The sequence below is a fragment of the Rhodococcus sp. MH15 genome (assembly GCF_019266045.1).
Taxonomy (GTDB): domain Bacteria; phylum Actinomycetota; class Actinomycetes; order Mycobacteriales; family Mycobacteriaceae; genus Rhodococcus_F; species Rhodococcus_F qingshengii.
Genome location: NZ_LPNP01000061.1, coordinates 684,769 through 707,923 on the forward strand (window position 1 = coordinate 684,769; position 23,155 = coordinate 707,923).

General features: G+C 63.9%; 22 protein-coding genes. 5 read left to right on the forward strand and 17 right to left on the reverse strand.

Annotated elements, in window-relative coordinates; all coding sequences use genetic code 11:
- Positions 1-8: 8 nt before the first annotated feature.
- Together ATN37_RS11120 and ATN37_RS11125 are read right to left on the reverse strand one after the other, a co-directional pair.
- The gene (locus ATN37_RS11120; RefSeq protein ID WP_007735014.1) at positions 9-680 is read right to left on the reverse strand and encodes an O-methyltransferase; all 672 of its coding nucleotides are present in this window, start codon (positions 678-680) and stop codon (positions 9-11) included.
- Positions 681-759: 79 nt separating this feature from the next.
- Positions 760-2,505, reverse strand: a complete 1,746-nt coding sequence (locus ATN37_RS11125; RefSeq protein WP_054188575.1) for a proline--tRNA ligase — start codon at positions 2,503-2,505, stop codon at positions 760-762.
- A gap of 55 nt (positions 2,506-2,560) precedes the next feature.
- On the opposite strand from ATN37_RS11125, the gene yaaA reads away from it, so the two are divergent.
- Positions 2,561-3,304 (forward strand): peroxide stress protein YaaA, encoded by a 744-nt coding sequence (gene yaaA, locus ATN37_RS11130; protein ID WP_007735009.1) that lies wholly within the window; start codon positions 2,561-2,563, stop codon positions 3,302-3,304.
- A 12-nt stretch (positions 3,305-3,316) separates the two neighbouring features.
- On the opposite strand, the gene ATN37_RS11135 is transcribed toward yaaA, so the two are convergent.
- The 10 genes from ATN37_RS11135 to mqo form a co-directional block, all read right to left on the reverse strand.
- Positions 3,317-4,825 carry a YdiU family protein gene (locus ATN37_RS11135; RefSeq protein WP_218695123.1) on the reverse strand — a complete coding sequence of 503 codons (1,509 nt, stop codon included), beginning with the start codon at positions 4,823-4,825 and terminating at the stop codon, positions 3,317-3,319.
- A 35-nt stretch (positions 4,826-4,860) separates the two neighbouring features.
- Positions 4,861-5,289, reverse strand: a complete 429-nt coding sequence (locus ATN37_RS11140) for a CBS domain-containing protein (protein ID WP_007735005.1) — start codon at positions 5,287-5,289, stop codon at positions 4,861-4,863.
- An 80-nt stretch (positions 5,290-5,369) separates the two neighbouring features.
- Positions 5,370-6,866 (reverse strand): MFS transporter, encoded by a 1,497-nt coding sequence (locus ATN37_RS11145; RefSeq protein ID WP_050656470.1) that lies wholly within the window; start codon positions 6,864-6,866, stop codon positions 5,370-5,372.
- Between the two features lie 11 nt (positions 6,867-6,877).
- Positions 6,878-8,104, reverse strand: coding sequence for a uroporphyrinogen-III C-methyltransferase (gene cobA / locus ATN37_RS11150; protein ID WP_007735001.1), 1,227 nt, complete (start codon positions 8,102-8,104; stop codon positions 6,878-6,880).
- A complete protein-coding gene (locus ATN37_RS11155) occupies positions 8,101-8,514 on the reverse strand; it encodes a cobalamin biosynthesis protein (RefSeq protein ID WP_256933205.1) in 414 nt (137 codons plus the stop codon). The genes cobA and ATN37_RS11155 overlap by 4 nt, the downstream gene beginning before the upstream one ends.
- Positions 8,498-9,874, reverse strand: coding sequence for a cobyrinate a,c-diamide synthase (locus ATN37_RS11160; protein ID WP_218695125.1), 1,377 nt, complete (start codon positions 9,872-9,874; stop codon positions 8,498-8,500). Before ATN37_RS11160 ends, ATN37_RS11155 begins: the two co-directional genes overlap by 17 nt.
- Positions 9,868-10,482, reverse strand: coding sequence for a cob(I)yrinic acid a,c-diamide adenosyltransferase (cobO, locus tag ATN37_RS11165; RefSeq protein WP_003942784.1), 615 nt, complete (start codon positions 10,480-10,482; stop codon positions 9,868-9,870). The genes ATN37_RS11160 and cobO overlap by 7 nt, the downstream gene beginning before the upstream one ends.
- 21 nt (positions 10,483-10,503) lie before the next feature.
- Entirely contained in the window at positions 10,504-12,465 is a 1,962-nt protein-coding gene (locus tag ATN37_RS11170) for a magnesium chelatase subunit D family protein (protein WP_308125205.1), read from the reverse strand.
- Between the two features lie 224 nt (positions 12,466-12,689).
- Positions 12,690-13,166 carry a GNAT family N-acetyltransferase gene (locus ATN37_RS11175; protein ID WP_003942808.1) on the reverse strand — a complete coding sequence of 159 codons (477 nt, stop codon included), beginning with the start codon at positions 13,164-13,166 and terminating at the stop codon, positions 12,690-12,692.
- Positions 13,167-13,177: 11 nt separating this feature from the next.
- Positions 13,178-14,716: a malate dehydrogenase (quinone) gene (gene mqo / locus ATN37_RS11180; RefSeq protein WP_003942820.1), complete on the reverse strand. Its 1,539-nt coding sequence runs from the start codon at positions 14,714-14,716 to the stop codon at positions 13,178-13,180.
- Between the two features lie 146 nt (positions 14,717-14,862).
- On the opposite strand from mqo, the gene ATN37_RS11185 reads away from it, so the two are divergent.
- Complete coding sequence (locus tag ATN37_RS11185; RefSeq protein WP_003942674.1) at positions 14,863-15,912, forward strand: alpha/beta hydrolase; 1,050 nt, start codon at positions 14,863-14,865, stop codon at positions 15,910-15,912.
- A complete protein-coding gene (mtr, locus tag ATN37_RS11190) occupies positions 15,909-17,285 on the forward strand; it encodes a mycothione reductase (protein WP_054828013.1) in 1,377 nt (458 codons plus the stop codon). The genes ATN37_RS11185 and mtr overlap by 4 nt, the downstream gene beginning before the upstream one ends.
- A gap of 77 nt (positions 17,286-17,362) precedes the next feature.
- Here mtr and ATN37_RS11195 read toward each other — a convergent pair whose 3' ends face one another.
- Together ATN37_RS11195 and ATN37_RS11200 are read right to left on the reverse strand one after the other, a co-directional pair.
- A complete protein-coding gene (locus ATN37_RS11195; RefSeq protein WP_003942671.1) occupies positions 17,363-17,908 on the reverse strand; it encodes an alpha/beta fold hydrolase in 546 nt (181 codons plus the stop codon).
- Between the two features lie 209 nt (positions 17,909-18,117).
- Positions 18,118-18,579 carry a PPOX class F420-dependent oxidoreductase gene (locus ATN37_RS11200; protein ID WP_218695127.1) on the reverse strand — a complete coding sequence of 154 codons (462 nt, stop codon included), beginning with the start codon at positions 18,577-18,579 and terminating at the stop codon, positions 18,118-18,120.
- Positions 18,580-18,700: 121 nt separating this feature from the next.
- Here ATN37_RS11200 and ATN37_RS11205 point away from each other — a divergent pair, with 121 nt between their 5' ends.
- Both ATN37_RS11205 and ATN37_RS11210 read left to right on the forward strand, forming a co-directional pair.
- Complete coding sequence (locus tag ATN37_RS11205) at positions 18,701-19,570, forward strand: PhzF family phenazine biosynthesis protein (protein WP_256933206.1); 870 nt, start codon at positions 18,701-18,703, stop codon at positions 19,568-19,570.
- Between the two features lie 85 nt (positions 19,571-19,655).
- Entirely contained in the window at positions 19,656-20,081 is a 426-nt protein-coding gene (locus tag ATN37_RS11210) for a DUF6069 family protein (RefSeq protein ID WP_007734977.1), read from the forward strand.
- On the opposite strand, the gene ATN37_RS11215 is transcribed toward ATN37_RS11210, so the two are convergent.
- From ATN37_RS11215 to ATN37_RS11225, 3 genes are all read right to left on the reverse strand, one after another.
- Complete coding sequence (locus tag ATN37_RS11215; RefSeq protein WP_064073718.1) at positions 20,078-20,911, reverse strand: GAF and ANTAR domain-containing protein; 834 nt, start codon at positions 20,909-20,911, stop codon at positions 20,078-20,080. The two genes, ATN37_RS11210 and ATN37_RS11215, sit on opposite strands and share 4 nt — an antisense overlap.
- 76 nt (positions 20,912-20,987) lie before the next feature.
- Positions 20,988-21,557, reverse strand: a complete 570-nt coding sequence (locus ATN37_RS11220) for an RNA polymerase sigma factor (RefSeq protein WP_218695131.1) — start codon at positions 21,555-21,557, stop codon at positions 20,988-20,990.
- An 84-nt stretch (positions 21,558-21,641) separates the two neighbouring features.
- Positions 21,642-23,153 (reverse strand): cobyric acid synthase, encoded by a 1,512-nt coding sequence (locus ATN37_RS11225; RefSeq protein WP_058038645.1) that lies wholly within the window; start codon positions 23,151-23,153, stop codon positions 21,642-21,644.
- Positions 23,154-23,155 lie beyond the last annotated feature (2 nt).

The window sequence follows — 23,155 nt, forward strand, 5'->3', positions numbered from 1 at the left end:
GTCTGCGCTCACTCGTTCACTACTGCAACGGCAAACCCGTCCCATCCCTTCGAACCCACGGTTTGAATGGCGGTGCCGTCGAGTTTCGGCTCGGCCGCGATCATCTCCAACACCGCTCGACTCGCTTTGACGCGCTCGTCGTCGATATCCGGGTTGGACACGTGTCCCCCACGCACCACGTTGTCCACGATGATGACGGTTCCGGGATGCGAAAGGGCCAACGCCCACCGCACGTACTCGGTGTTGTTCTCCTTGTCGGCGTCGATGAAGACCAAGTCGAAAGGTCCCAACTCTTCTTTCGCGATCAACGGGAGACTGTCGAGCGCAGCGCCGACGCGGATGTCGACACGGTCAGCCAGTTCGGCACGCTCGATATTCGCCCGAGCGACATCCGCGTGGATGGGATCGAATTCCAGCGTGATGACCTGGCCCGAGGGACCGACCGCGCGAGCGAGCCAGATCGTGCTGTATCCGCCGAGCGTTCCGATCTCGAGAACATTGCGCGCCAAGCACATTCGCGCCAGAAGGTTGAGGAGCTTGCCCTGGTTCGGCGCCACGTCGATGGGCGGGAGACCTGCCTCGGAATTGGCGGCGAGTGCCGCGTCGAGAACCGGATCTTCACCTACCAACGTGGAAACGAGATAGCCGTCGACTTCTGCCCAATCCGGTTCGCGTTCCATAGCCACGATTGTGGCAGAAAAGAAGGGCCGCCGCAGACACCTCGGAAGGTGGCTGCGGCGGCCCAGACGCCTATTCGAATCAGCCGCGAACTGCGCTGATGATCTCCTCGATCGCCGAGTCGGCGTCGATCTCACGGCTCTCGCCGGTGAAGCGGTCGCGAATCTCGACCTTGCCGTCTGCCCAACCACGGCCGACGACAACGATCAGCGGAACACCGATCAGCTCGGAGTCCTTGAACTTCACGCCCGGCGATGCCTTGCGGTCGTCGAGGATCACTTCGAGTCCCGCGCGGTCGAGCTGCGCGGCGAGGCCTTCGGCGCCTTCGCGAGCGGTCTCGTCCTTGTTCGCAATGACGAGGTAAACGTCGGCCGGTGAGACCTCAGCGGGCCAACGCAGACCCTTCTCGTCATGGTGCTGCTCGGCAATGACGGCCACCAGACGCGAGACGCCGACGCCGTACGAACCCATGGTCGGGCGGACGGGCTTGCCGTTCTCGGCGAGGACATCGACGGTGAAGACGTCGGTGTACTTACGGCCGAGCTGGAAGACGTGCCCGATCTCGATACCGCGAGCCGAGACCAGCGTGCCGGCTCCATCCGGAGAGGCGTCGCCGTCACGAACCTCGGCGGCTTCGATGGTTCCGTCGGGGGTGAAGTCCCGACCGGCAACGAGGCCGACCACGTGCTTGCCGTCTTCGTCGGCGCCGGTGATCCAGCTGGTGCCGTCGACGACACGCGGGTCGACAAGGTAGCGAACGCCGTTGGCCTGCAGCGCCTTCGGGCCGATATAACCCTTGGCCAGGAACGGGTTGTTCTTGAAGTCGGTCTCGGTGATCATCACGAACTCGGCCGGCTCCAGCGAAGCCTCGAGGCGCTTTTCGTCGACCTCACGGTCGCCGGGGATGCCGATACCGAGCAGTTCCCACTCGCCGCCGGGCAGGCGGGTCTTGACCATGATGTTCTTGAGAGTGTCGGCGGCGGTGACGGTACGGCCGAGATCAGCGCCGTTCGCCCAGTCCACCAGGGTGTCGATGGTGGGTGTGTTCGCGGTGTCGTACACCTTGGCTTCGGGCAGCCCGTCGAACGGAATCGAATCGGGAACAACAGTCTTGACGGCCTCGACGTTGGCGGCGTAGCCGGATTCGAGGCAGCGGACGTAGGTGTCTTCGCCGATCTCGCTCTCGGCAAGGAACTCCTCGGACGCGCTGCCGCCCATCGCACCGGAGGTGGCCGAGACGATGACGTACTTGACGCCCAGACGCGTGAAGATCTTCTCGTAGGCGCCGCGATGCGCCTGGTACGACTCCGTCAGGCCTTCGTCGGTCAGGTCGAAGGAGTAGGAATCCTTCATCAAGAACTCGCGGCCGCGCAGAATGCCGGCACGCGGACGCTCTTCGTCGCGGTACTTGGTCTGCACCTGGTACAGGGTGACCGGGAAGTCCTTGTAGGAGTTGTACTCGCCCTTGACCGTCAGAGCAAAGAGCTCCTCGTGGGTCGGGCCGAGCATGTAGTCGTTGCCCTTGCGGTCCTTGAGGCGGAACAGGTTGGGGCCGTACTCGGTCCAGCGGTTCGACGCTTCGTAGGGGTCGCGCGGGAGCAGCGCAGGCAGCAGGATTTCCTGTCCGCCAATTGCATTCATTTCTTCACGGACGACACGCTCTACCTCGCGCAGCACCCGCAATCCCAGCGGCAACCACGAGTAGACGCCTGGAGCGATACGACGCACGTAGCCGGCACGAACCAGCAGTTTGTGGCTGGCAACTTCGGCGTCCGAGGGATCGTCACGCAGGGTACGCAGGAACAGGTGGGACAGACGGGTAATCACGAGGTGTAAGGATAGTCGCCGCAGTCGGCCGAGCGGGCCTCGGTACGGTTACAGCGTGCTTGTACTGCTGCCTCCCTCAGAAACCAAGTCCGACGGCGGCAAGGATGCGCCCCTCGATCTGGCCGAACTGTCGATGCCACAGTTGACCGAAACGCGCGAATTGCTGGTTCAGACGCTGGTCGATCTGGCCGCTGACGTCGAGGCGTCATGCGAAGCGCTCGGGCTCGGCCCGACGCAAGCAGACGAAGTGGAGCGCAATGCCAAGCTGTGGGTGTCCGCGACGCGGCCCGCACTGCAGCGCTACACCGGCGTGCTCTTCGACGCCCTCGACGCAAAGTCGTTCACCCGCGCCCAGAAGGCCAAGGCTCTCGATCGGATCGCGATCGGCTCCGCTCTGTTCGGTGCAGTCCGTGCGGGAGATCTGATCCCCGCCTACCGCCTTTCCGGCGGGTCCAAGCTGCCCGGGATGGGCACGCTCCGCTCACTGTGGAAGCCGGAGTTGCCGAAGGCCTTGGCGGCCGAAGCCGACGGCCTTGTCATCGATCTACGGTCCGGCACCTACCAAGACCTCGGACCGGTTCCAGACGCACTGATCGCAACGGTCCTCACCGAGAAGCCGGACGGCACCCGCACTGTCGTCAGTCACTTCAACAAGCACCACAAGGGTCTGCTCGCCCGTGCGCTGGTGGTCTCGCGTGCCGAACCGACCGACATCAAGGGTGTCGCGCGGGTGGCGTCGAAGGCCGGCCTGCGGGTGGAAATCGCGTCGGAGCGTGAACTGATCATCCTGACGGATTGATGGCTTCGTCTGTCAAGTGCCGCAGAAGGTTTGGAACGTCTCGCTGAAAGACCGCGGAGCCGCCTCGGTGTAGTCAGCCCACTCGTCGCGTCGGTCGAATGGATGCGTGACAACCTCCAGCAGCTTCTCGAATGGAGCGAGGTCGCCGTCGGTCGCGGCGCGCAGGGCAGCGTCGAGCCGATGATTACGCGGAATGTACAGCGGGTTGACGCGATCCAACGCGCTCGCGGTCTCCGCGGCCCCTTGTCCGTTTTCGGTCAGGGCTCCCTGCCACCGCTGCAACCAGGGCGCGATGTGCTCCCGTGGCACGAGTTGGTCGAGAGGCGCCGAATTTCCGCGCAATTCGTCTGCGAGTGCGCGGAAACTGCCTGTCCAATCAGCTCCGTGTTCCGCCAACAACGTCAGCAGATCGTCGACGAGCGCCCGATCGACAAACGGCTGGGCCAGACCGATCTTTGCCGCGAGACCGGCCGCATAGTGTCCCTCGTAGCGCTCGTCGAAGGTCTCGAGAACTGCCGACGCCGCGGAAATCGCATTGTCGGGTGCGGAATCGATCAGCGGCAACAGTGTTTCTGCCAAGCGCGCCAGATTCCACTTCAGTACAGCGGGCTGATTGCCGAACGCATAGCGGCCCCCGTGGTCGATCGAGCTGAACACTGCCGCCGGATCGAATGCGTCGAGGAAGGCGCACGGACCGTAATCGATGGTCTCTCCCGAAATTGTCGTGTTGTCGGTGTTCATGACCCCGTGCACGAAACCGATGAGCATCCACCTCGCCACCAGTGACGCCTGCGCCTCGACGACCGCCTCGAGGAACCTCAGATAGCGATTGTGTGTACCCGTTGACGGAAGTTCGGTCAGCTCCGGGTAGTGCCGGGCGATCGCGTAGTCGGTGAGCGGCTGCAAGACCTCGCCCTGCCGGGCCGCGAACTCGAAGGTCCCAACGCGTAGGTGACTCGACGCGATCCGTGCAAGCACGGCACCGGGTTCTGCGCCGTTGCGGCGAACGTCTCGGCCCGTCGCCACCACCGACAGCGCGCGCGTAGTGGGGACACCGAGGGCATTCATCGCCTCGCTGACGAGATATTCGCGCAGCATCGGCCCTACGACCGCATACCCGTCGCCGCCCCGAGAGAACGGTGTGCGCCCGGAGCCTTTCAGATGCAAGTCCACTCGCTGCCCGGCACTGCTGACGAGTTCGCCGAGCAACAACGCCCGACCATCCCCGAGAATCGGTGCGTACCCACCGAACTGATGACCCGCATACGCCATCGCCACCGGCGTGGCCCCGACCGGCACCGTCGAGCCGGACAGGACGCCGATCCCGTCCACACTTCGCAGCGCTGCTACGTCCAATCTCAACGACGCAGCCAGCTGCTCGTTCACCACGAGCAACTGCGGGTCAGGGGCGGCAGCACCTTGCCACGGCACCGTCAGAGCGCCGAGTTCGTCGGCGAACGTGCTCTCGAGGCAGGCCACGATGGTGACCGTGTCTGCTGTGGATTCCTGGAATGCGGCCATCACACGAGAGTAGTCACCGTGCGACAACCTATCGATCAGCCCTGATCGATGTACGACTCGAGCTGATCGCGTTCGCTCTTGAGCTCGTCGATGCGGCTCTTCACCACGTCGCCGATACTGACGATGCCGAGGAGGTTGCCGTCCTCGATCACCGGCAGATGCCGGATTCGACGCTCGGTCATGATCGCGGCAATGCTGTCCACTGCGTCTGCCGGAACACACGTGTACATCAGAGCGGTCATGACCTCGGAAACCTGGATCCCGAGAAGGTCCGGGCCACGCTCGTGCAGGCGTCGAACGACATCGCGTTCGGAAATGATGCCGACCACCGCATCGTCGTCGACCACCACCATGGCTCCGATGTTGTGGCGGGCAAGATCGCACAGCAGCCCGTTGACCGTCGTGTGGGCGTCGATCGTGACGATGCTGTTGCCCTTGTTTCGCAATATGTCCGCGATCCGCATCACGGCACCCCGATCCGTCGAGACTCTCGGCACGTCCTGCAACGATCGTATCGGCTAGCGAAGCGGAAAAACAGGACTGATCAGGCGATTCCCTGAGCTGCCTTCTCCGCAGCCTGAGCCTGGGCTACCTGAGAAGGTGTGAACCTGATGCACAGCGCCGCGATACCGGCGAACACGGCGCAGACCGCGCAGCCCACAAGTGCGAAGGTGTACCCCTCTCCGAGTGCAATCAATTGCGCCGGATTCATGTCCGCTGCCTTGCCCGAAGTGCCGCCGAGCGAGAGCGTCTTGGACGTCGCCATTGCACCGATCACCGACAGCGCCAATGGTCCACCGAGCGTCTGGGCAACTTGGGAGATTGCGGTCAGCGGGCCGATCTCGGTCTCCGGGACACCGGCGATCGCGCACAGTGGCAAGGGCACCATCGCGAGGCCGATACCGAATCCGATCCCGATCACGGGCACGAACAAGTTGGCCAGGTAGGTGGAGTCGGAATCGAGAGTAGAGCCGTAGAGGAGTCCGACGATCATGATCACGACGCCGGTGAGGACCAGCCAGCGGGGTTGAACCTTCACGGCGAGCTTGGAAGCAACCGACGCGGCGGCGCCCAATCCGAACGCGAACGGAATGAACGCGATACCGGCACGCAACGGCGAATACTGCATGATGTCCTGCACGAACAGTGCGACGAAGGCCGTCATGCTGAACATCGCGCCACCGACGAAGAAGATGGCGAGGAACGTCGCGACACGGTTGCGATCGGCGAACAACGAGAAGGGCAAGAGCGGGTTGTCCGCAGTTCGCTCGACAAAGAGGAAGGCGGCGAGGGCGACCAATCCGGCCGCCAATGCACCGATGACGGCGATGCTCCCCCATCCCATTTCCGGGCCTTCGGTGAGAGCAAAAACAACACCGGTACACCCGAGGGTCGCGAGGATCGCGCCGGGGACATCCAAAGCCAGACGCGTCTGATTCGTCTCGCGAAGGGCGCGGAACGCCATGCCGACGAGCGCGATGCCGATCGGGACGTTGATGAGGAAGATCAGACGCCACGACACCTCGGTCAATGCGCCGCCGATGATCAGACCGGCGATCGATCCGACGCCCGTCATGGCGGCAAAAATCGCGATGGCCTGATTACGAGCCGGACCCGCGGCGAAAGTCGTGGCAACAAGGGCGAAGGCAGTGGGCGACGCCACGGCTGCGCCGACACCTTGAAGCGCCCGCGCTGCGATCAACATGCCCTCGTTCAGGGCGAGACCACAGAGCAACGACGCCACCGTGAACAGCGAGACTCCCGCGATGAACATCTTCTTGCGCCCGTACGCGTCACCGAGGCGACCACCGAGGAGCATGAGCCCACCAAACGCAAGCGCGTAGGAGGTCAACACCCAGTTGCGGCCGCTGTCGCTCAGCCCGAGGTCGGCCTGCAATGGCGCCAGAGCGAGGTTCGCGACAGTACCGTCGAGCACCACCATCATCTGCAAACCACTCAGGACGATGATGGCAAGCCCGATGACTCGAGTCGCTACCGGGGCATTCGCCGAAGCGGTTTCAGATGTTGGGGAGTCAGACACAAGACTTCACGTTACCCAGCGTCGACGGAAAAGCCCGCGACCGGCCCGATCACGATGATCGCCGGAGGCTTGATCTCCTCGTCCTTGACGCGCTGAGCAACGGTCGCCAGATCGGCCCGAAGTTCACGCTGAGTGCGCAGCGTGCCCTCTTGGATGACGGTGACCGGCGTGGTTGCCGGGCGTCCACCGTCGACGAGTGCCTTCGCGAACTGATCGATGCGCTCGACCGCCATGAGCAGCACGATCGTGCCGCGCAACTTGGCCAGCGCCGACCAGTCGACCAGCGAATCCGGATGATCCGGAGCCACGTGCCCACTGACGACGACGAACTCGTGGGTGACGCCGCGGTGGGTGACCGGGATGCCTGCGGCCGACGGGACCGAGATCGCGCTCGTGATTCCGGGCACTACGGTCACCGGAACGCCGGCAGCGGCACACGCTTCGAGTTCTTCGTATCCCCGTCCGAAGACGTACGGGTCCCCGCCCTTGAGGCGGACCACGAACTTGCCTGCCTTCGCGTTGTCGATCAGCGCGGCGTTGATGGCCTCCTGAGCCATGGCACGGCCGTACGGGATCTTCGCGGCGTCGATCACCTCTACGTCCGGACCCAGTTCGGCGAGCAACTCCGGCGGAGCCAATCGGTCGGCCACGACGACGTCGGCGCGGGCGAGCAAACGGCGTCCGCGCACGGTGATCAGATCGGGATCACCGGGGCCACCACCGACGAGAGCAACACCCGCAGCGGCAGGCTCGGCCGTATCGGCGAGCACGCCCGACTGAAGACCTTCGACGACGGCGGTGCGGACTGCTGCCGAACGACGGTGATCGCCGCCCGCCAGAATTCCGATGCTCATACCGTCGTACTCGGCGCTGGCGGGAGTGACGGCGGTGCCGTGCTTCGCGTTGTCGGCGCGCACGCAGAAGATGTGGCGACGCTCCGCTTCGGCGACGATCGCCGCATTGGTTTCCGGCTCGTCGGTCGAGGCGATGGCGTACCACGCACCTTCGAGGTCGCCGTCGGCGTACGGGCGCTCTTCGACCGTGATCTGACCGGCAGTGGCCATACCTTCGACGGCTGGAGTGAACGCGCGACTGATGACGTGAACGCGGGCACCAGAGGCGACCAGCAGTCCGAGTCGGCGCTGAGCCACAGTGCCGCCACCGAACACGACCACGCGTCGATCGGTCAGGTTGAGGCCGACCAGGTAGTTGGTCTCGTCTGCGGTGGACTCGCTCACTCGCACTCCGTTTCGTTGTCAGAATTGGTCAAGCTGGAGGGAACTTTACGGGCCGCGGCCACGGTCACTCCATCCCTGGCAGTCTTGGCCAGCACAAGTCGGCCGCCCCCGGACGCGAGGATCGCAGCCGCTTCCGCGACGCTTGCCGTTCCGACGGCGTTCTCGACGCGAGGCGATGGTGACGGAACTTGAACTCGCGCAAGTACGTCCGGGGCGAAACTCACAATCGGGACGTTCAGTTCATGGGCCGCTGTCAGAAGAGCCGAAGCCGCAGCTTTTGCCGCCACAGTGGCGAGTACCACGATCTTCCCTTGCGCCGCGGGCACAGCCTTCACCGCAGCGACGATGTCCTTCGCGGTGACACTCGTCGTGAATCCCACGCCGATACAGAGGTCATCCCCGTGCGGCATCGACGAACTTCGCGATCGATTCGGGCTGCCCCACCGGATGAGTGTGGAGATACGACGCGTGGACGCCGCCGCGAACAAATCCTTCGCGGACACTGCCGCCGTCCCAGGGCCGCCACCCCCACGCACTTCCGCAACCGTCCGCGTCTGCCGAGACGAGAGACGTTCGGTGGAACTCGTGACCGGTGACGCGGGAGCCTGCTTCGAAGAGGCTGGAGTCGCTGATCGCCACTGCTTCGCGGTACCCGAGGGTCAGGCGTTTCCCGAACGTCGCATCCACCCCGACAACACCGGCCATGCTGTGACCGTCCAAGCTGCGAGCGAGGTAGAGCAGACCGGCACACTCGGCGTGGATCGGTGCGCCGCCGTCCGCCAGGTCACGAACCTGCTGCAGCAGAACGGTATTGGCCGCGAGGTCCACCGCATGCTCTTCCGGGAACCCGCCAGGAAGGACAAGAGCGGCAGTTCCCGCAGGAAGCTCGTCCCGCAACGGGTCGAACACCTGCACGTCCGCGCCGGCGGCGGTCAACAGCTCCCGGTGCTCGGCATAGCCGAAGGTGAAGGCAGGGCCGCCCGCCATGGCAACCACAGGCCGAGACTCTGCGTGTGCGCCGACCTCGGCAACCGGATCCCATGCAGCTGCACTCACGTTCGAGGCGGCGAGTGCGCGAACAGCACCCAGATCGACGTGCGAGGCAATAAAGTCGGACATCGCGTCCACTGCGGCCACAGCGGCGGCGCCGTGCTCGGCCGCCGGAATCAGGCCGAGGTGCCGGGAGGGAACTTCGAGTTCCGTCAACCGTGGCACAACTCCGAGCACTGCGACGCCGACCTTGTCGCACGCATGACGCAACACCTGCTCGTGACGAGCGCTCCCGACGCGATTGAGAATGACGCCGCCGATGCGCACACCTGCGTCGTAGGTCGCGAAGCCGTGGAGTACGGCGGCCAGACTCTGACTGTGCCCACGGGCGTCGATCACGAGGACTACCGGCGAACCGAGGATCGACGCGACCTGCGCCGTCGATCCCTCCGCCGACGGCTGCGAGTTTGCCTCGTCGATCTTCCCGTCGAACAGACCCATGACGCCTTCGACCACGGCGATGTCGCAACCAGCGGTTCCATGCCGGTAGAGCGGTCCGATGCGATCCGGGCCCACCAGAACAGTGTCGAGGTTGCGTCCGGGCCGCCCTGCCGCGAGTCCGTGATAACCCGGGTCGATGTAGTCCGGCCCCACCTTGAAGGGTGCAACGCTGCTACCGGACCGTCGCAGCGCGCCGATCAATCCCGTTGCCACCGTGGTCTTTCCGCTACCCGAGGCAGGAGCGGCGATCACCACGGCCGGAGTGGAAGGACTTACCATTCGATGCCCCGTTGGCCCTTTCGGCCGGCATCCATCGGGTGCTTGATCTTGGTCATCTCGGTCACGAGGTCGGCGGCGTCGATCAACGCCTGCGGGGCGTCGCGTCCCGTGATGACAACGTGCTGGTTGCCCGGACGATCGCGCAGTGTCTGCACGACCTCGTCGACGTCGACCCAGCCCCACTTGAGCGGATAGGTGAACTCGTCGAGGACATAGAATCGATGTTCCTCGCTCGCAAGCCTTCTCGCGATCTCCTGCCAACCCTCCGCAGCGGCAGCAGCATGATCTTCCTCGCTACCGGCCTTGCGTGTCCATGACCAACCTTCGCCCATCTTGTGCCACTGCACCGGCCCACCGACGCCGGTTTCGTCGTGCAGGTTTCCGAGCGCGCGGAACGCGGCTTCCTCTCCGACCTTCCACTTGGCACTCTTCACGAACTGGAACACGCCGATGTCGAACCCCTGATTCCAGGCACGCAGCGCCATGCCGAAAGCGGCGGTGGACTTACCCTTTCCCGGGCCGGTGTGCACGGCAAGTACCGGCGCGTTACGACGCTGACGCGTGGTCAGACCGTCGTCGGGAACTGTCTCGGGAACACCCTTGGGCATCGTGAACTCCTGAGCTGGGATCTAGGCTGCGGCGCGGACGACACCCGCGACCTGCTGCGCTGACAATTCGGCGAGGCGGACGTATCCGCCACGTAGTTCTCGCGCCAACTCGACCGCCAGCCCCAGACGCACGAGGCCGGTCTCGCAGTCGACGACGATGGACGCGACGGACGCGTCAGCGAGAAGATGCGCGGCGACGCGGGCGCGGTGCAGCGCGTCCTTGCCGCCGGTTGCCCGGCCGTCGGTGAGTGTGACGACGAGGGCGCGACGCTGCGGGTCACGAAGTCGTTCACGCAGAACCACTTCGCGAGCACGCAGGAATCCCTCTGCGAGTGGGGATTTGCCGCCGGTACGCATCGACTGCAAGCGACGGACAGCGATGTCCACCGAAGATGTCGGCGGCAGTACGAGCTCCGCTTCACGACCACGGACGGTGATGACGGCGACCTTGTCGCGGCGCTGATAGGCGTCGCGGAGCAACGAGACAACCGCACCGGTGACCGCGGAGAGGCGGTCGCGTGCTGCCATCGACCCCGACGCGTCGACAACGAAGACGATCAGATTGCCTTCTCGCCCTTCACGTATCGCGCCGCGGAGGTCAGCCGGTGCCAGCCGCAACCGTCCAGCAGTGCGACCACGGGCAACTTGAGACTCGGCTGCGGCAAAGACCGTGCTCGTCAGATGCAATCCGTGCCCACGCTCCCGCGTGGACCGCACAACTCGTCCACGGGACGACATGGACCGCGAGCGTCGTCCCGGTGCACCTTCACCGACTCCCGGAACTTCGAGGAGCTTGGCCTTGAATTCGCCGGCCGGTGGAGCCGAGGGACGATCGGTGGCGCGCACTCCCCCACCAGGTCCGTCAGGGTCGTCCGGGCCGTCGTCGTCCGGGCCGTCGTCGTCCGGCCCTTCGTCTCCGGGACCGCCGTCATCGGAGCCGCCATCTTCCGGGCCACGGTCTTCGTGATTTTCGGGAGGTTCGGGCTCTCCGTCGCGCGCGTCGTCCTCTACCTGCGACTGAGCATCCTGATCGGCCTGCTCGAGCGCATCGTCCAACTGCTGCTGATCCAAGCCGGGCTCGTCGAACGGATCGCGGCGGCGGCGATGCGGCAGCGTCAGTTCCGCCGCTACTCGTACGTCCTCCGCAGTGACTTCACTGTCGCCACGCCAGGCAGCGTGGGCCGTCGCGGTGCGCGCCAGCACCAAGTCCGCGCGCATACCGTCGACGTCGAACGACGCACACAGCGAGGCGATACGACGCAGTTCGCGGTTACTCAGCTCGACCGAGTCCAATTTCTCACGCGCCGTGAGGATTTCGGACGCCAACTCCTCATCGGCGGATACGTACCGAGCGACAAATGCCTCGGGGTCACGCTCGTAGTCGAGTCGGCGACGCACCACTTCCATGCGAATGTCGACGTCGCGGGACGCGGCGACGTCGACAGCCAGACCGAAACGGTCCAGAAGTTGCGGACGCAGTTCTCCCTCTTCGGGATTCATCGTGCCGACGAGTACGAACTTGGCCGGATGCGAATGGGAGATGCCGTCACGCTCGATGTGAACCCGGCCCATCGCCGCGGCGTCGAGAAGCACGTCGACCAGGTGGTCGTGAAGCAGATTCACCTCGTCGACGTACAGAACACCCTGGTGAGCGGCGGCGAGCAGTCCAGGTTGGAATGCGCGCTCACCGTCACGCAGAACCTTCTCCAAGTCGATCGAACCGATCACCCGGTCTTCGGTGGCGCCCACGGGCAGTTCGACCAAGCGGGCCGGTCGTGTCGTTCCGGCGTCGTCGACCGCGGGCAGCAGCGCAGTCAGCGCGCGCACGACCGTCGACTTGGCAGTTCCCTTCTCACCGCGAACCAGGACCCCGCCGATCCCTGGATGCACCGCACACAGGATCAGCGCCAATCGCAATTGATCCTGGCCGACCACAGCACTGAACGGGAAGCCCGCCACTGGTCGATCTTCTTCACTTCGCACGTCGATATCCCTCCACCTCTCGGTTTCCTCGCCGAGAATTTGGCTGCACTCGAATGTCGCGGCAACCTGGCTGAGATCTCCCGGTTTATCGGTAGAGGAGAGATCTTTCACAGTGGCGGGACCGCGCCTGGATCGAACAGGACTTCCCCGCGAACATTCGGTATCGAAAAAACCCTAGTCGGCTCGCTTTCCCACGAGCCGACCAGGGTCAATTCTCCGACAAACTAGCTGACGGCCACGAAAGGCTCTCCCCCACCACGACGCATCGGGGTGTGCGGGATGCCGTCTTCGATGAACTCTTCGCCGTCAGCCTTGAATCCGTGCTTGGCGTACATCTCGACCAAGTAGGTCTGTGCATTGATCCGGCACGGCGCTTCGCCGACCTCGGCCAGTGCGGCCTGCAGGAGGCGGGTCGTGTGGCCCTGGCCGCGAGCCTGACGCGACGTGCAGAGGCGTCCGATTCGGAAGCTCTTGTTTCCGTCGTCGTGCTCTTCGAGCAGCCGGAGCGTGCACACCACCTGGCCGTCCTGCTCGAGCCAGAAGTGGCGTGTTTCCGTCAGCAGGTCCCGCCCGTCCAACTCGGGATACGGGCAAGCCTGCTCGACGACAAAGACCTCCACTCGAAGCTTCAACAACTCGTAGAACGTCTTGTTGTCGAGATCGAGTGCCCATGAACGCTTCAAAGCTGCTGTTGCCGTCATGGGTTGGACTATCACACAGTCGCGGCGGTATCCGCGACCGGAGCCGATTCGGAAGCACCGGCGGAATCGAGCTCGAGAACCTTCGAGGACCAATCCCAGACCTGGTTGAACAGGCCTTCGTTGTCGGTGAGCTTGACGCCGATGGACGGAACCATCTCGCGGAGCTTGCCCTTCCAACCCTGGAACTCGGTCGGGAAGCAGCGCTCGAGTACGTCCAGCATCGCCGGGACGGCCGTGGACGCACCGGGCGAAGCACCGAGCAGGCCGGCGATGGAACCGTCCTCAGCGGCGACCACAGCGGTACCGAATTCGAGGACACCACCCTTGCCCTTGGCACGGCGGATCACCTGGACGCGCTGGCCCGCGGTGATGAGTTCCCAGTCCTGGGCCTGCGCCTTGGGCGCGAACTCACGCAGATCCCAGATGCGACCGGCTTCGTTCTTGGCAAGCTCGCTGACCAGGTACTTGACCAGGCCGAGCTCGCTGACACCGACACCGAGCATCGAGAGGATGTTGTTCGGCTTGACCGAGCCGGGCAGGTCCGTGACGCGACCCTGCTTGAGGAACTTCGGCGACCAACCAGCGTAGGGACCGAACAGCAGACCCGGCTTGTTGCCGATGACACGGGTGTCCAGGTGAGGCACCGACATGGGCGGGGCGCCGACGGCAGCCTTGCCGTAGACCTTGGCGCTGTGCTGGTCGATGAGTTCGGGGTTGGTGCATCGCAGGAAGGCACCGCTGACGGGGAAGCCACCGAAGCCCTTGGCTTCCTTGATGCCCGACTTCTGCAGCAGGTGCAGGGCGCCGCCACCGGCACCGACGAACACGAAGCGCGAGCGAACGGTGCGCTTTTCACCGGTGCGACGGTTGGTGACCTTGACGGTCCAGGACTTGTCCGAGTTCTGGGTCAGGTTGGTGACCTCGTGGCCGAAGTACATCTTGCCGCCGGTCTTGCCGATGTAGCCGATGAGCTGCTTGGTGAGCGCTCCGAAATCGACGTCGGTGCCGTCCTGGCTCCAGTTCAGGGCGATGGGATCGGAGAAGTCGCGTCCCTTGGCCATGAGCGGCAAACGCTTGCTGAACTCGGCCGGATCGTCGATGTACTCCATACCGCGGAAGAGCGTGTGGCCGGCAAGTGCGTCGTAACGAGCACGGAGGTACTTGGCGTTGGCCTCACCGTGAACGAAGCTCACGTGCGCGATGGGGTTGATGAATTCCTTGGGCTGTGTCAGGACGCCCTGCTCTACCGCGTGTGCCCAGAACTGGCGTGACACCTGGAACTGCTCGTTGACGTTGACGGCCTTCTTGATGTCGACCGTGCCGTCCGAGTTCTCAGGTGTGTAATTGAGCTCACACAGGGCTGAGTGACCGGTTCCCGCGTTGTTCCAGGGGTCGCTGCTCTCGGCTGCGACGGCATCGAGCCGCTCGAAGGTCGAGATCGACCAATCGGGCTGCAGCTGGCGCAGCAATGCACCCAGCGTGGCGCTCATGATGCCTGCGCCCACGAGCACTACATCCGTCTTCGTCTCTACCGCGTTCTGATTCGACACTGGAGAATCGACTTCCTTGTCATTAGCCGTGCGCGCATCCGCCTGCTGTGTTACGCCGAATAGGTTACCCGTGCGTACACGCGCGGTTCACCACCCCCAATTGTGCTCTACAACGCGCACTCGAAACGACGATTAGATTGTGATTTGTGACTACTTGGGTTCCAGACGTCCTCGGTGACGGATATCAGCAGCTGACGATCCCGCTCGGAACGGATCCGGACGGCGAAGGCGAGGTGGACGCAACACTGGTCCGCTACCAACCGCAGAAGGAGGCAGTGAAGACACACCGTGCCGTTTTGTACGTGCACGGCTTCACCGATTACTTCTTCCAGAAGCACCTCGCCGAGCACTTTGCCGAGCAGGGTTACGCCTTCTTCGCACTCGACCTGCGTAAGTGCGGCCGCTCCCTCAAACCGGGGCACACAGCTCATTACGTCTCCGACCTTGCGCTCTACGACGCCGAACTGAACGAAGCGCTGCGCATCGTCCGCAGCGAGACCGAGGGCAGCGAGGTGCTGCTCATGGCGCACTCCACCGGCGGTCTGATCGTTCCGCTCTGGCTGAACCGTTTGCAGCGCAAGCCCGGTGGCAGCGACGGCGCCGGAATCTGCGGGCTGGTACTCAACAGCCCCTGGTTCGACCTTCAGGGTCCCTCAGTGGTGCGCAACGTCGGTACTACGGCGATCGATGCGCTCGGACGGGTATCGGCGAAGACGGTGATCCCGGGAACTGGGCTACCGACTTACGGTTCCAGTCTTCATGTTTCGGCCAACGGCGTCTGGGATTACAACCTCGACTGGAAGCCACTGGCAGGCTGCCCCGTTACCTTCGGCTGGATGCGGGCCGTCCGAGCGGGTCACGCAAAACTTCACCGCGGCCTAGACATCGGAGTGCCCGCGCTGATTCTGCGCTCGAAGAAGTCGCAGTTCGCGAAGGCGTACAACCCGAGCGTCGACCTCGCCGATTCCGTGCTCGACGTCAAGCAGATCGCACGTTGGGCCGGTTGCCTCGGCGATCGCACCACCATCGTCCCGATCGACGGCGCCCGTCACGACGTGTTCCTTTCGACCGAGAAGCCCTTGGCCACAGCCTTTTCCGAACTCGACCTGTGGTTGGAGTGGCTCGACGGCCACCTCACCCCGGCCGCAGAAAGTTCGGCAAGCACAGCAAGCAACACACAGGAGATCGCGCAGTGACGCACTACGACCTTGCAATCATCGGCAGCGGATCCGGAAACTCGCTGCCCGACGAGCGGTTCGACGGTAAGAAGATCGCAATCCTCGAAGAGGGCACCTTCGGCGGAACGTGCCTCAATGTCGGGTGTATCCCGACCAAGATGTTCGTCTACGCCGCCGAGGTGGCACGCACCGTCACCACTGCCGAGAAGTACGGCGTCGACGCCACGCTCGACGGCGTTCGTTGGTCCGACATCGTCAAGCGCGTCTTCGGCCGCATCGATCCCATTTCTGCAGGTGGTGAGCGGTACCGCAGCGAAGACAGTCCCAACACCACCGTCTACCGCGGCCACGCCACGTTCACCGGCGACAAGACGATCGACACCGGAACCGGCGAGACGATCACCGCTGACCAGGTGGTCATCGCAGCCGGTTCGCGTCCGATCATCCCGGACGAGATCGCGTCGAGTGGTGTGAAGTACTACACCAACGAAGACATCATGCGACTGCCCGAACTTCCCGAGCACCTCGTGATCGTCGGCTCTGGATTCATCGCCACCGAGTTCGCACACGTGTTCTCCGCGTTGGGTTCTCGCGTGTCGATCATCGGTCGCAGCCAGCGACTGCTGCGGCACCTCGACGACGAGATCTCCGAGCGCTTCACCGAGTTGGCCGAACAGAAGTGGGACGTCCATCTGGGCTCCCCCCTCACGTCGGTAGGCGGCGACGGCGACAACATCGCCGTCGAACTGGCAAACGGCACAGTCGTTTCCGGTGACGTTCTCCTCGTCGCGGTCGGTCGTCAGCCGAACGGTGACCTACTCGGTCTCGACAAGGCCGGCGTCGAACTCGACGACAAGGGCTCGATCGTGGTCGACGAATACCAACGCACCACCGCCGAGGGCGTCTTCGCACTCGGTGACGTCTCCTCGCCGTACCAGCTCAAGCACGTCGCCAACCATGAAGCGCGCGTTGTTCAACACAACCTGCTCCAGGACGCGTGGAAGGACACGTCCGGGCTTCGCAGCACCGATCACCGCTTCGTGCCGGCAGCCGTGTTCACCGACCCGCAGATCGCCGACGTCGGAATGACGGAGAAGCAGGCTCGCGACGCCGGACTCGACATCACGGTCAAGGTGCAGGCTTACGGCGACGTCGCGTACGGCTGGGCGATGGAGGATCAGGAGGGCATCTGCAAGGTGATCGCCGAGCGCGGCACCGGACGCATCCTCGGTGCCCACGTCATGGGCACTCAGGCTCCGACCGTCATCCAGCCGCTCATTCAGGCGATGAGCTTCGGTTTGTCGGCTCAGGACATGGCGCGTGGCCAGTACTGGATCCACCCGGCCCTGGCCGAAGTGGTCGAGAACGCGTTGCTCGGCCTCGACATCTGAGCCCCGCCGCCCCAACGACGCCGAAAAGGCGGGCACTCCTCGCAATGGGAATGCCCGCCTTTTCGTAGGTCAGAGTTTCACCAGGGGCTGGTACGCAGCACGATCTCGGTTGCGAGTTCGGCCGGTGCCGACTTGACGACGTCGTCGACACCCGGAAGTTCCGTCACGCGGAAGTCGGAGTACACGAAACGACCGCTGGCGTCGGCGATGGCCCGACCTCCACTGCCCACGACTACGGTGGTCGGAACCTCGACCGGCGGAACGCCGGCAATATCGCTGGCCGACGGATGTCCACGGTCCACGGCGATCAAACTCGCGAAGCGGCCGAACTGACGTGCAGCCAACAGCCACGCGAGATCGGCGCCCTCCCGGTGACCGACCAGGTTCACCCAGGCGATGTTCAACTCGTCCAGAAGTACCACTGCCGAGGTCTCGTCGAGATTCTCGATCGATTCCACCGCGACGGTCCGCAGATCCGAATGGTGCAGTCGCTCACACACATCGTCGTACAAGTCGACGGGGTCGCCCTTGCCGGGAAGCAGGAGTACCGCATGCTTGCTGACCGGCCCGTCGATCCGAACGGTGCACGAACCACTGCCCACCGCTACTCGAGTCAATTCCATGTCTGGAAACGGTACGCGATCCACACAGTGGAGGACCCTGGAGTCGACAGAAGTATGACCACTCATACATTCACGCGCCGCTGCGGGCCCGATTTGTTCGCTCTGTACCGCCTCCACTCGGAGCGAAAGTGGCTTTCGGCGCATCTGAGGCGACGGACGTACCGTTCGCTCGAAAGTGGGGGTGGGCCGAACTCCAGTGGGGCGCGGGTCTAGGTACCGGACGGTTTGGGGAGCCTCGTCATTCCGTAGACGTGATCAGCGCGCACCGTGAGGATCTGTCGACGCTCCGCAACCATCGCTTCGCGGTACTCCTCCCAATCGGGATGCTCCTGACCGCTGATGTCCCGGTACAGGTCGACCAGTGCGTCAGACACTTCGTCGTGAGGATCGGCCGCTGCGGGTGTCACCACAGCAAGTCCTTCGATCACGGCGTAGCTCCAGAAGTCGGGCGCGCTGACGTGAAGGGAAACCCGCGGATCGCGTAGGGCATTACGGCTCTTGGCGCGATCAGCAGTGACGGACACGGAAGCCGTCTTCGACTCGTCATCCCAGCGGTAAATGATGTTGGACAACTGTGGGCGGCCGTCACGCTTGACGGTTGCCAACACACCTTGTTTTCCCTCGGCCACGAGTGCGAACAACGCGTCGTCGGTGTCTGTGTCATTGCTCATGTCTGCACCAACGACGCCGTGCGGCCGGTTTGTTCCGGAGGCAGTCCAGTTCGAAGATCGCGGACCGCAATCGAGCGATGTCTCTTCCCCCGATGGACGACAGCGGACAAAGATGGTCGACATGGCAACTTCTCGCGACATCCTCCGGCTGACTGCGTTCAGTTCGGATCCGGCCGGCGGTAATCCGGCCGGCGTAGTGCTCGACGCGCGCGGACTCGACGACCCCGAATTACAATCTGTTGCAGCCGAAATCGGGTATGCCGAGACGGCGTTCCTCATCGAACCGGAACTCGGAGGCAACCCGCGCCACAGCCGGATCCGGTACTTCTCCCCTATCGCCGAAGTACCGTTCTGCGGTCATGCCACTATTGCGACGGCCATCGCTCTCACCGAGCGAGACGGCGACGGAACCTTCACATTCGAAACACCGATCGGACCGGTATCCATCGACACGGCGACCGACGAGGACGGAACGTCCACCGCGACCTTCACCAGCGTCGAACCATCGGTCTCGCCGATCGATCATGCTGTACTGACAGCACTGCTCGGGCTCATCGGCGTCGATTCGTCTGCGCTCGACGCGCGGTATCCCGCAATGCTCTCGTACGCCGGCAACACGCACCCGATCGTCGTACTTCGTGATCAGGCAGCCTTCGACGAGTTCACCTTCGACCCATCCGCAATGCGAACTCTGATGGACGCGCAGGGGTGGACCGGCACGGTGACGATCCTGCATCCCCTCGACGACAACACCTTCGAAGCCCGAAATCTGTTTCCGGTGGGAAACATCGTCGAGGATCCCGCAACCGGGTCCGCAGCGGCGTCGACCGGCGGTTACCTGCGCAAACTCGAACCCGCGGCCACTCCGCGGCGGATCACCATCCACCAGGGCCGACACGTCGGGCGACCCAGCGTTCTCGCGGTCGAGATCCCGGTCGACGGCGGTATCGCGGTCACCGGCACCGCCGTGCCGACAGACGACCCCCGGTAACCACCAGCGATGAGTTTCTCCCGGCCGGCGGGTCTATTCACCAGAGCGACGTCACAAGACCATCGCATCGAGCCGGGAGAACATCATGTCTGCAATCGCTTCAACCGCACACAACCTCCACCTCACCAAGCCGCGTGCCGTACTCGGGGCCACGGTCATGGCCCTCGTCGCCAACCTGATCCTGTGGCTGATCGGCCTGGCATCGGGCGGATCGTTCGAGATGACAGATCAGGGAAAGGTGGCGAGCGTAGCTCCCGGCGGGGTCATCACACTTACGGTAGTGCCGTTGCTGGTCGGTTTGTCGCTCGCAATGTTGATCTCACTGAAGTGGGAGCCGATCATCCGCATCGCTCAGGTCGTGGGTGCAGTGTTTGCGCTCGGCACCATCGCCCTGACGATCGCCGCGGACTTCGACGCCGCCAGCACGGTCACGCTCGCGCTGATGCACGTGGTTGTCGCCGCGAGCGTGGTCGTCGCGCTCGAGGCCGTACGTCGGTCTCCGTCGAACTAGACCGCGGTAGGCGGCGCGGAATACGTCTCGACGATCTCGGCTGCCACGTCACGCAACTTGGTGTTCGTGGTCTGAGACTGCCTGCGCAGCATGTGAAATGCGGTGTCGGCGTCGATCCGATGGATGGCCATCAGCATGCCTTTGGCCTGTTCTATCGGCGCCCGAGTCTCGAGCGCGCGTTGCAGGGCGTCAGCTACCGCCTTGGCAGATTTGAAACGGGAGAAGTCTCCGATCGCGCGTGAGACTGTTGTCGTGAGAATCTCCATGACTTCCGCGTCGACGCTGTCGAAGGCCGCTGGGGCACGTCCGTACAGGTTGAACGAACCGAGTCGCTGATCCGGCGTGAAGAGCGGCGCCGCGAGAAAGGACTTGATCCCTTCGTCCTTCGCGGCCGCCGCGAACCGCGGCCAGCGTTCTGCGCTGGTCTCGGAATCAACGACTACGGTTTCACCGGTTCGAGCCGCGTGCAGACATGGTCCGTCGCCGGCGTCGTATTGCTCGATGTCGACGCGCAGGGTCCGCGAATCGGTGTGAACGGCGGTGTAGGTCTGCCCGGCAAGATCGATGGTGACGCCGATGCTGTCGGCGCCGTCGATGGCGTCGTTCGCGATTTCGACGGCGCGCTGGAGCAGAACCACGAGTTCGTCCTCGTCGCCGATACTTCCCCCGAGCGCTGCCAGCAACTCTCTGACCGCACGTGCCGTCAGCCGAGTTTCCGCAGCCTCGACGGCGACGTCAGCACCAGTTGCCGTCGCATCGTCCGGCAGTACCGACGGCACCGAATCCTCGGTTCTCGGGTCGAAGCCTCTGGGGTCGAAAGCGGTATCCACGACGAAGCATTCTTCCAGTTTCACGGGCACCAAGGAGAGTGAGTTCGGTGACAGAACCCGGCAAACCGCCGAGTCGTCATCGCCATCGATCGAGTGCGACACCGAGATTCCGCCTCGCCCGAGCGTGCTGGCCACGAACCGCGTCCGGACTCAGCTCCAGGACAACAGCGATCTGCGGATACGTCATGCCCTCCACTTCTCGCAAGACCCAGGCAGCACGCTGACGCAGTGGCAGGCGATCGAGTTCGGATTCCAGGGCGTCGAGAAATGCTGTGCCGCAGACTTCTTCGCTCGGATCACGCAAACGGGGATCAGCTTCTTCCCGGAGTTCGTCCATATCGGCGGCGCAGGAGCCGACTTTTCGATAGAAATCCGAGATCTTGCGAGAACAGATCGCGAACAACCAGGTCTTGGTGCTCGAGCGCCGCTGAAACCCCGGAAGTTGGCGCCACGCAGCGACGCAGGTTTCCTGGACGATGTCGTCGACGTCACTCTCGCTCACGAGCAGTCGACGGGCAAATCGATACAAGTGCGGGCCGTATCGGCGGACGATGACGTCGAAGGCCGCGTGATCGCCGAGCATTGCCGAGTCGACCAGCACCTCGTCACTGAAGTCGGTCAGCAAGCCGTCGAATTGATCTGTCACCGCGCACACTCCTACTAGGGAGCCGTCGCGGGAGTGAGGCCTGGCTATTCCACCGCGTCCACGTCGACGCCCGCGGGAGCGCTCTCAGGCTTCGAGTGCGGAAGCAATGACGGGGAGCCCGATAGGCGCCCCACCGTTGATCAGTTTCTCGAGTAGATCCTGATCGAGGTGCTGCTCGACGAGATCAGCGAGAAGGTCGAGTTGTTGTTCTCGCACCGCGGCAACCGCGGTGTCGGGTGCAGCAACAAAACCGGGAACCGCGAGCTCACGCAGCAGGCTGCGCCGAAAGTCGTCACTTTCCAGGAGACCGTGCCAGTGTGTCCCTCGAACAGGCCCTCGCACACTGCCTTCCGGCATACCGCTCGAGTCCGCCAGCAATGGGTGGTCCCCGTTGCGCACGACGCGTCCGTGATGAATCTCGTACCCGGACACCGAGATACCGTCTGCCGTACCGGTCATCTGCGCCAGCACCTTGTCCGGAGCGAACTCGACATCGAGGTCCAGCAGACCCAGTCCCGCGGTGGTCCCTGATCCTGATTCGACGTCGTCGACGATGGAATTACCCAGCATCTGGTAACCGCCGCAGATTCCCAGGACTGCTTGCCCGCGTCCTGCTCGCGCGACGATCTCGTCGGCCAGGCCGGTACTTCGCAACCACTCGAGGTCACTCACGGTGGACTTACTACCGGGGATCACCACGAGGTCCGCGTCGCGAATTCGCGACGGATCGGTCACCCACGAAACTGCCACGCCCGGTTCACATGCCAGTGCCTCGACGTCCGTGGAGTTGGAGATGCGCGGGAGCCGAACCGCAGCAACGGTGAGCCAGGCCGAACCGACGGGTGGGCCCGGGCGCCCTACCGGGGCATTGCCGGTGACGCCAAGCGAATCCTCGGCGTCGAGCCAAAGATCGTCGGCAAACGGGATCACTCCGAGAGTGGGTCGACCGGTGAGGCTGCGCAGTTGTTCCAGTCCGGGTTCCAACAGTGCAACGTCACCGCGGAATTTGTTGATCACAAATCCCGCGATCAATGCCTGGTCGCTGGGCGAGAGCACAGCAACGGTCCCGAACAGATGGGCCAGGACGCCGCCGCGATCGATGTCACCGACGACGACGACCGGAATCCGCGCAGCCTCAGCCAATCCCATGTTGGCAAGATCCGTTGCGCGCAAGTTGATTTCGGCGGGTGAACCGGCGCCTTCACAGATCACGACGTCGAACTCGGATCGAAGCGATTCGAGATCTTCGGCCACGACGGCGCGAAGCCACTGCCGATGCTGCATGTAGTCGCGAGCACCCACTGTGGTCATCGCCTTGCCCCGAACAACCAATTGCGACGTGCGGTCACTTCCAGGCTTGAGCAGCACCGGATTGAATCGAACACTCGGCTCCAGACCGCATGCACGCGCCTGAAGTGCCTGCGCACGGCCGATCTCTCCGCCGTCCAGCGTGACCACGGAGTTGTTCGACATGTTCTGCGCCTTGAACGGCGCCACTCGGATGCCTCGACGCGCCAACATGCGACACAATCCGGCCACAAGAACGCTCTTGCCTGCGTCGGAAGTAGTGCCGGCTACCAGCAGAGCGCCGCGCATCT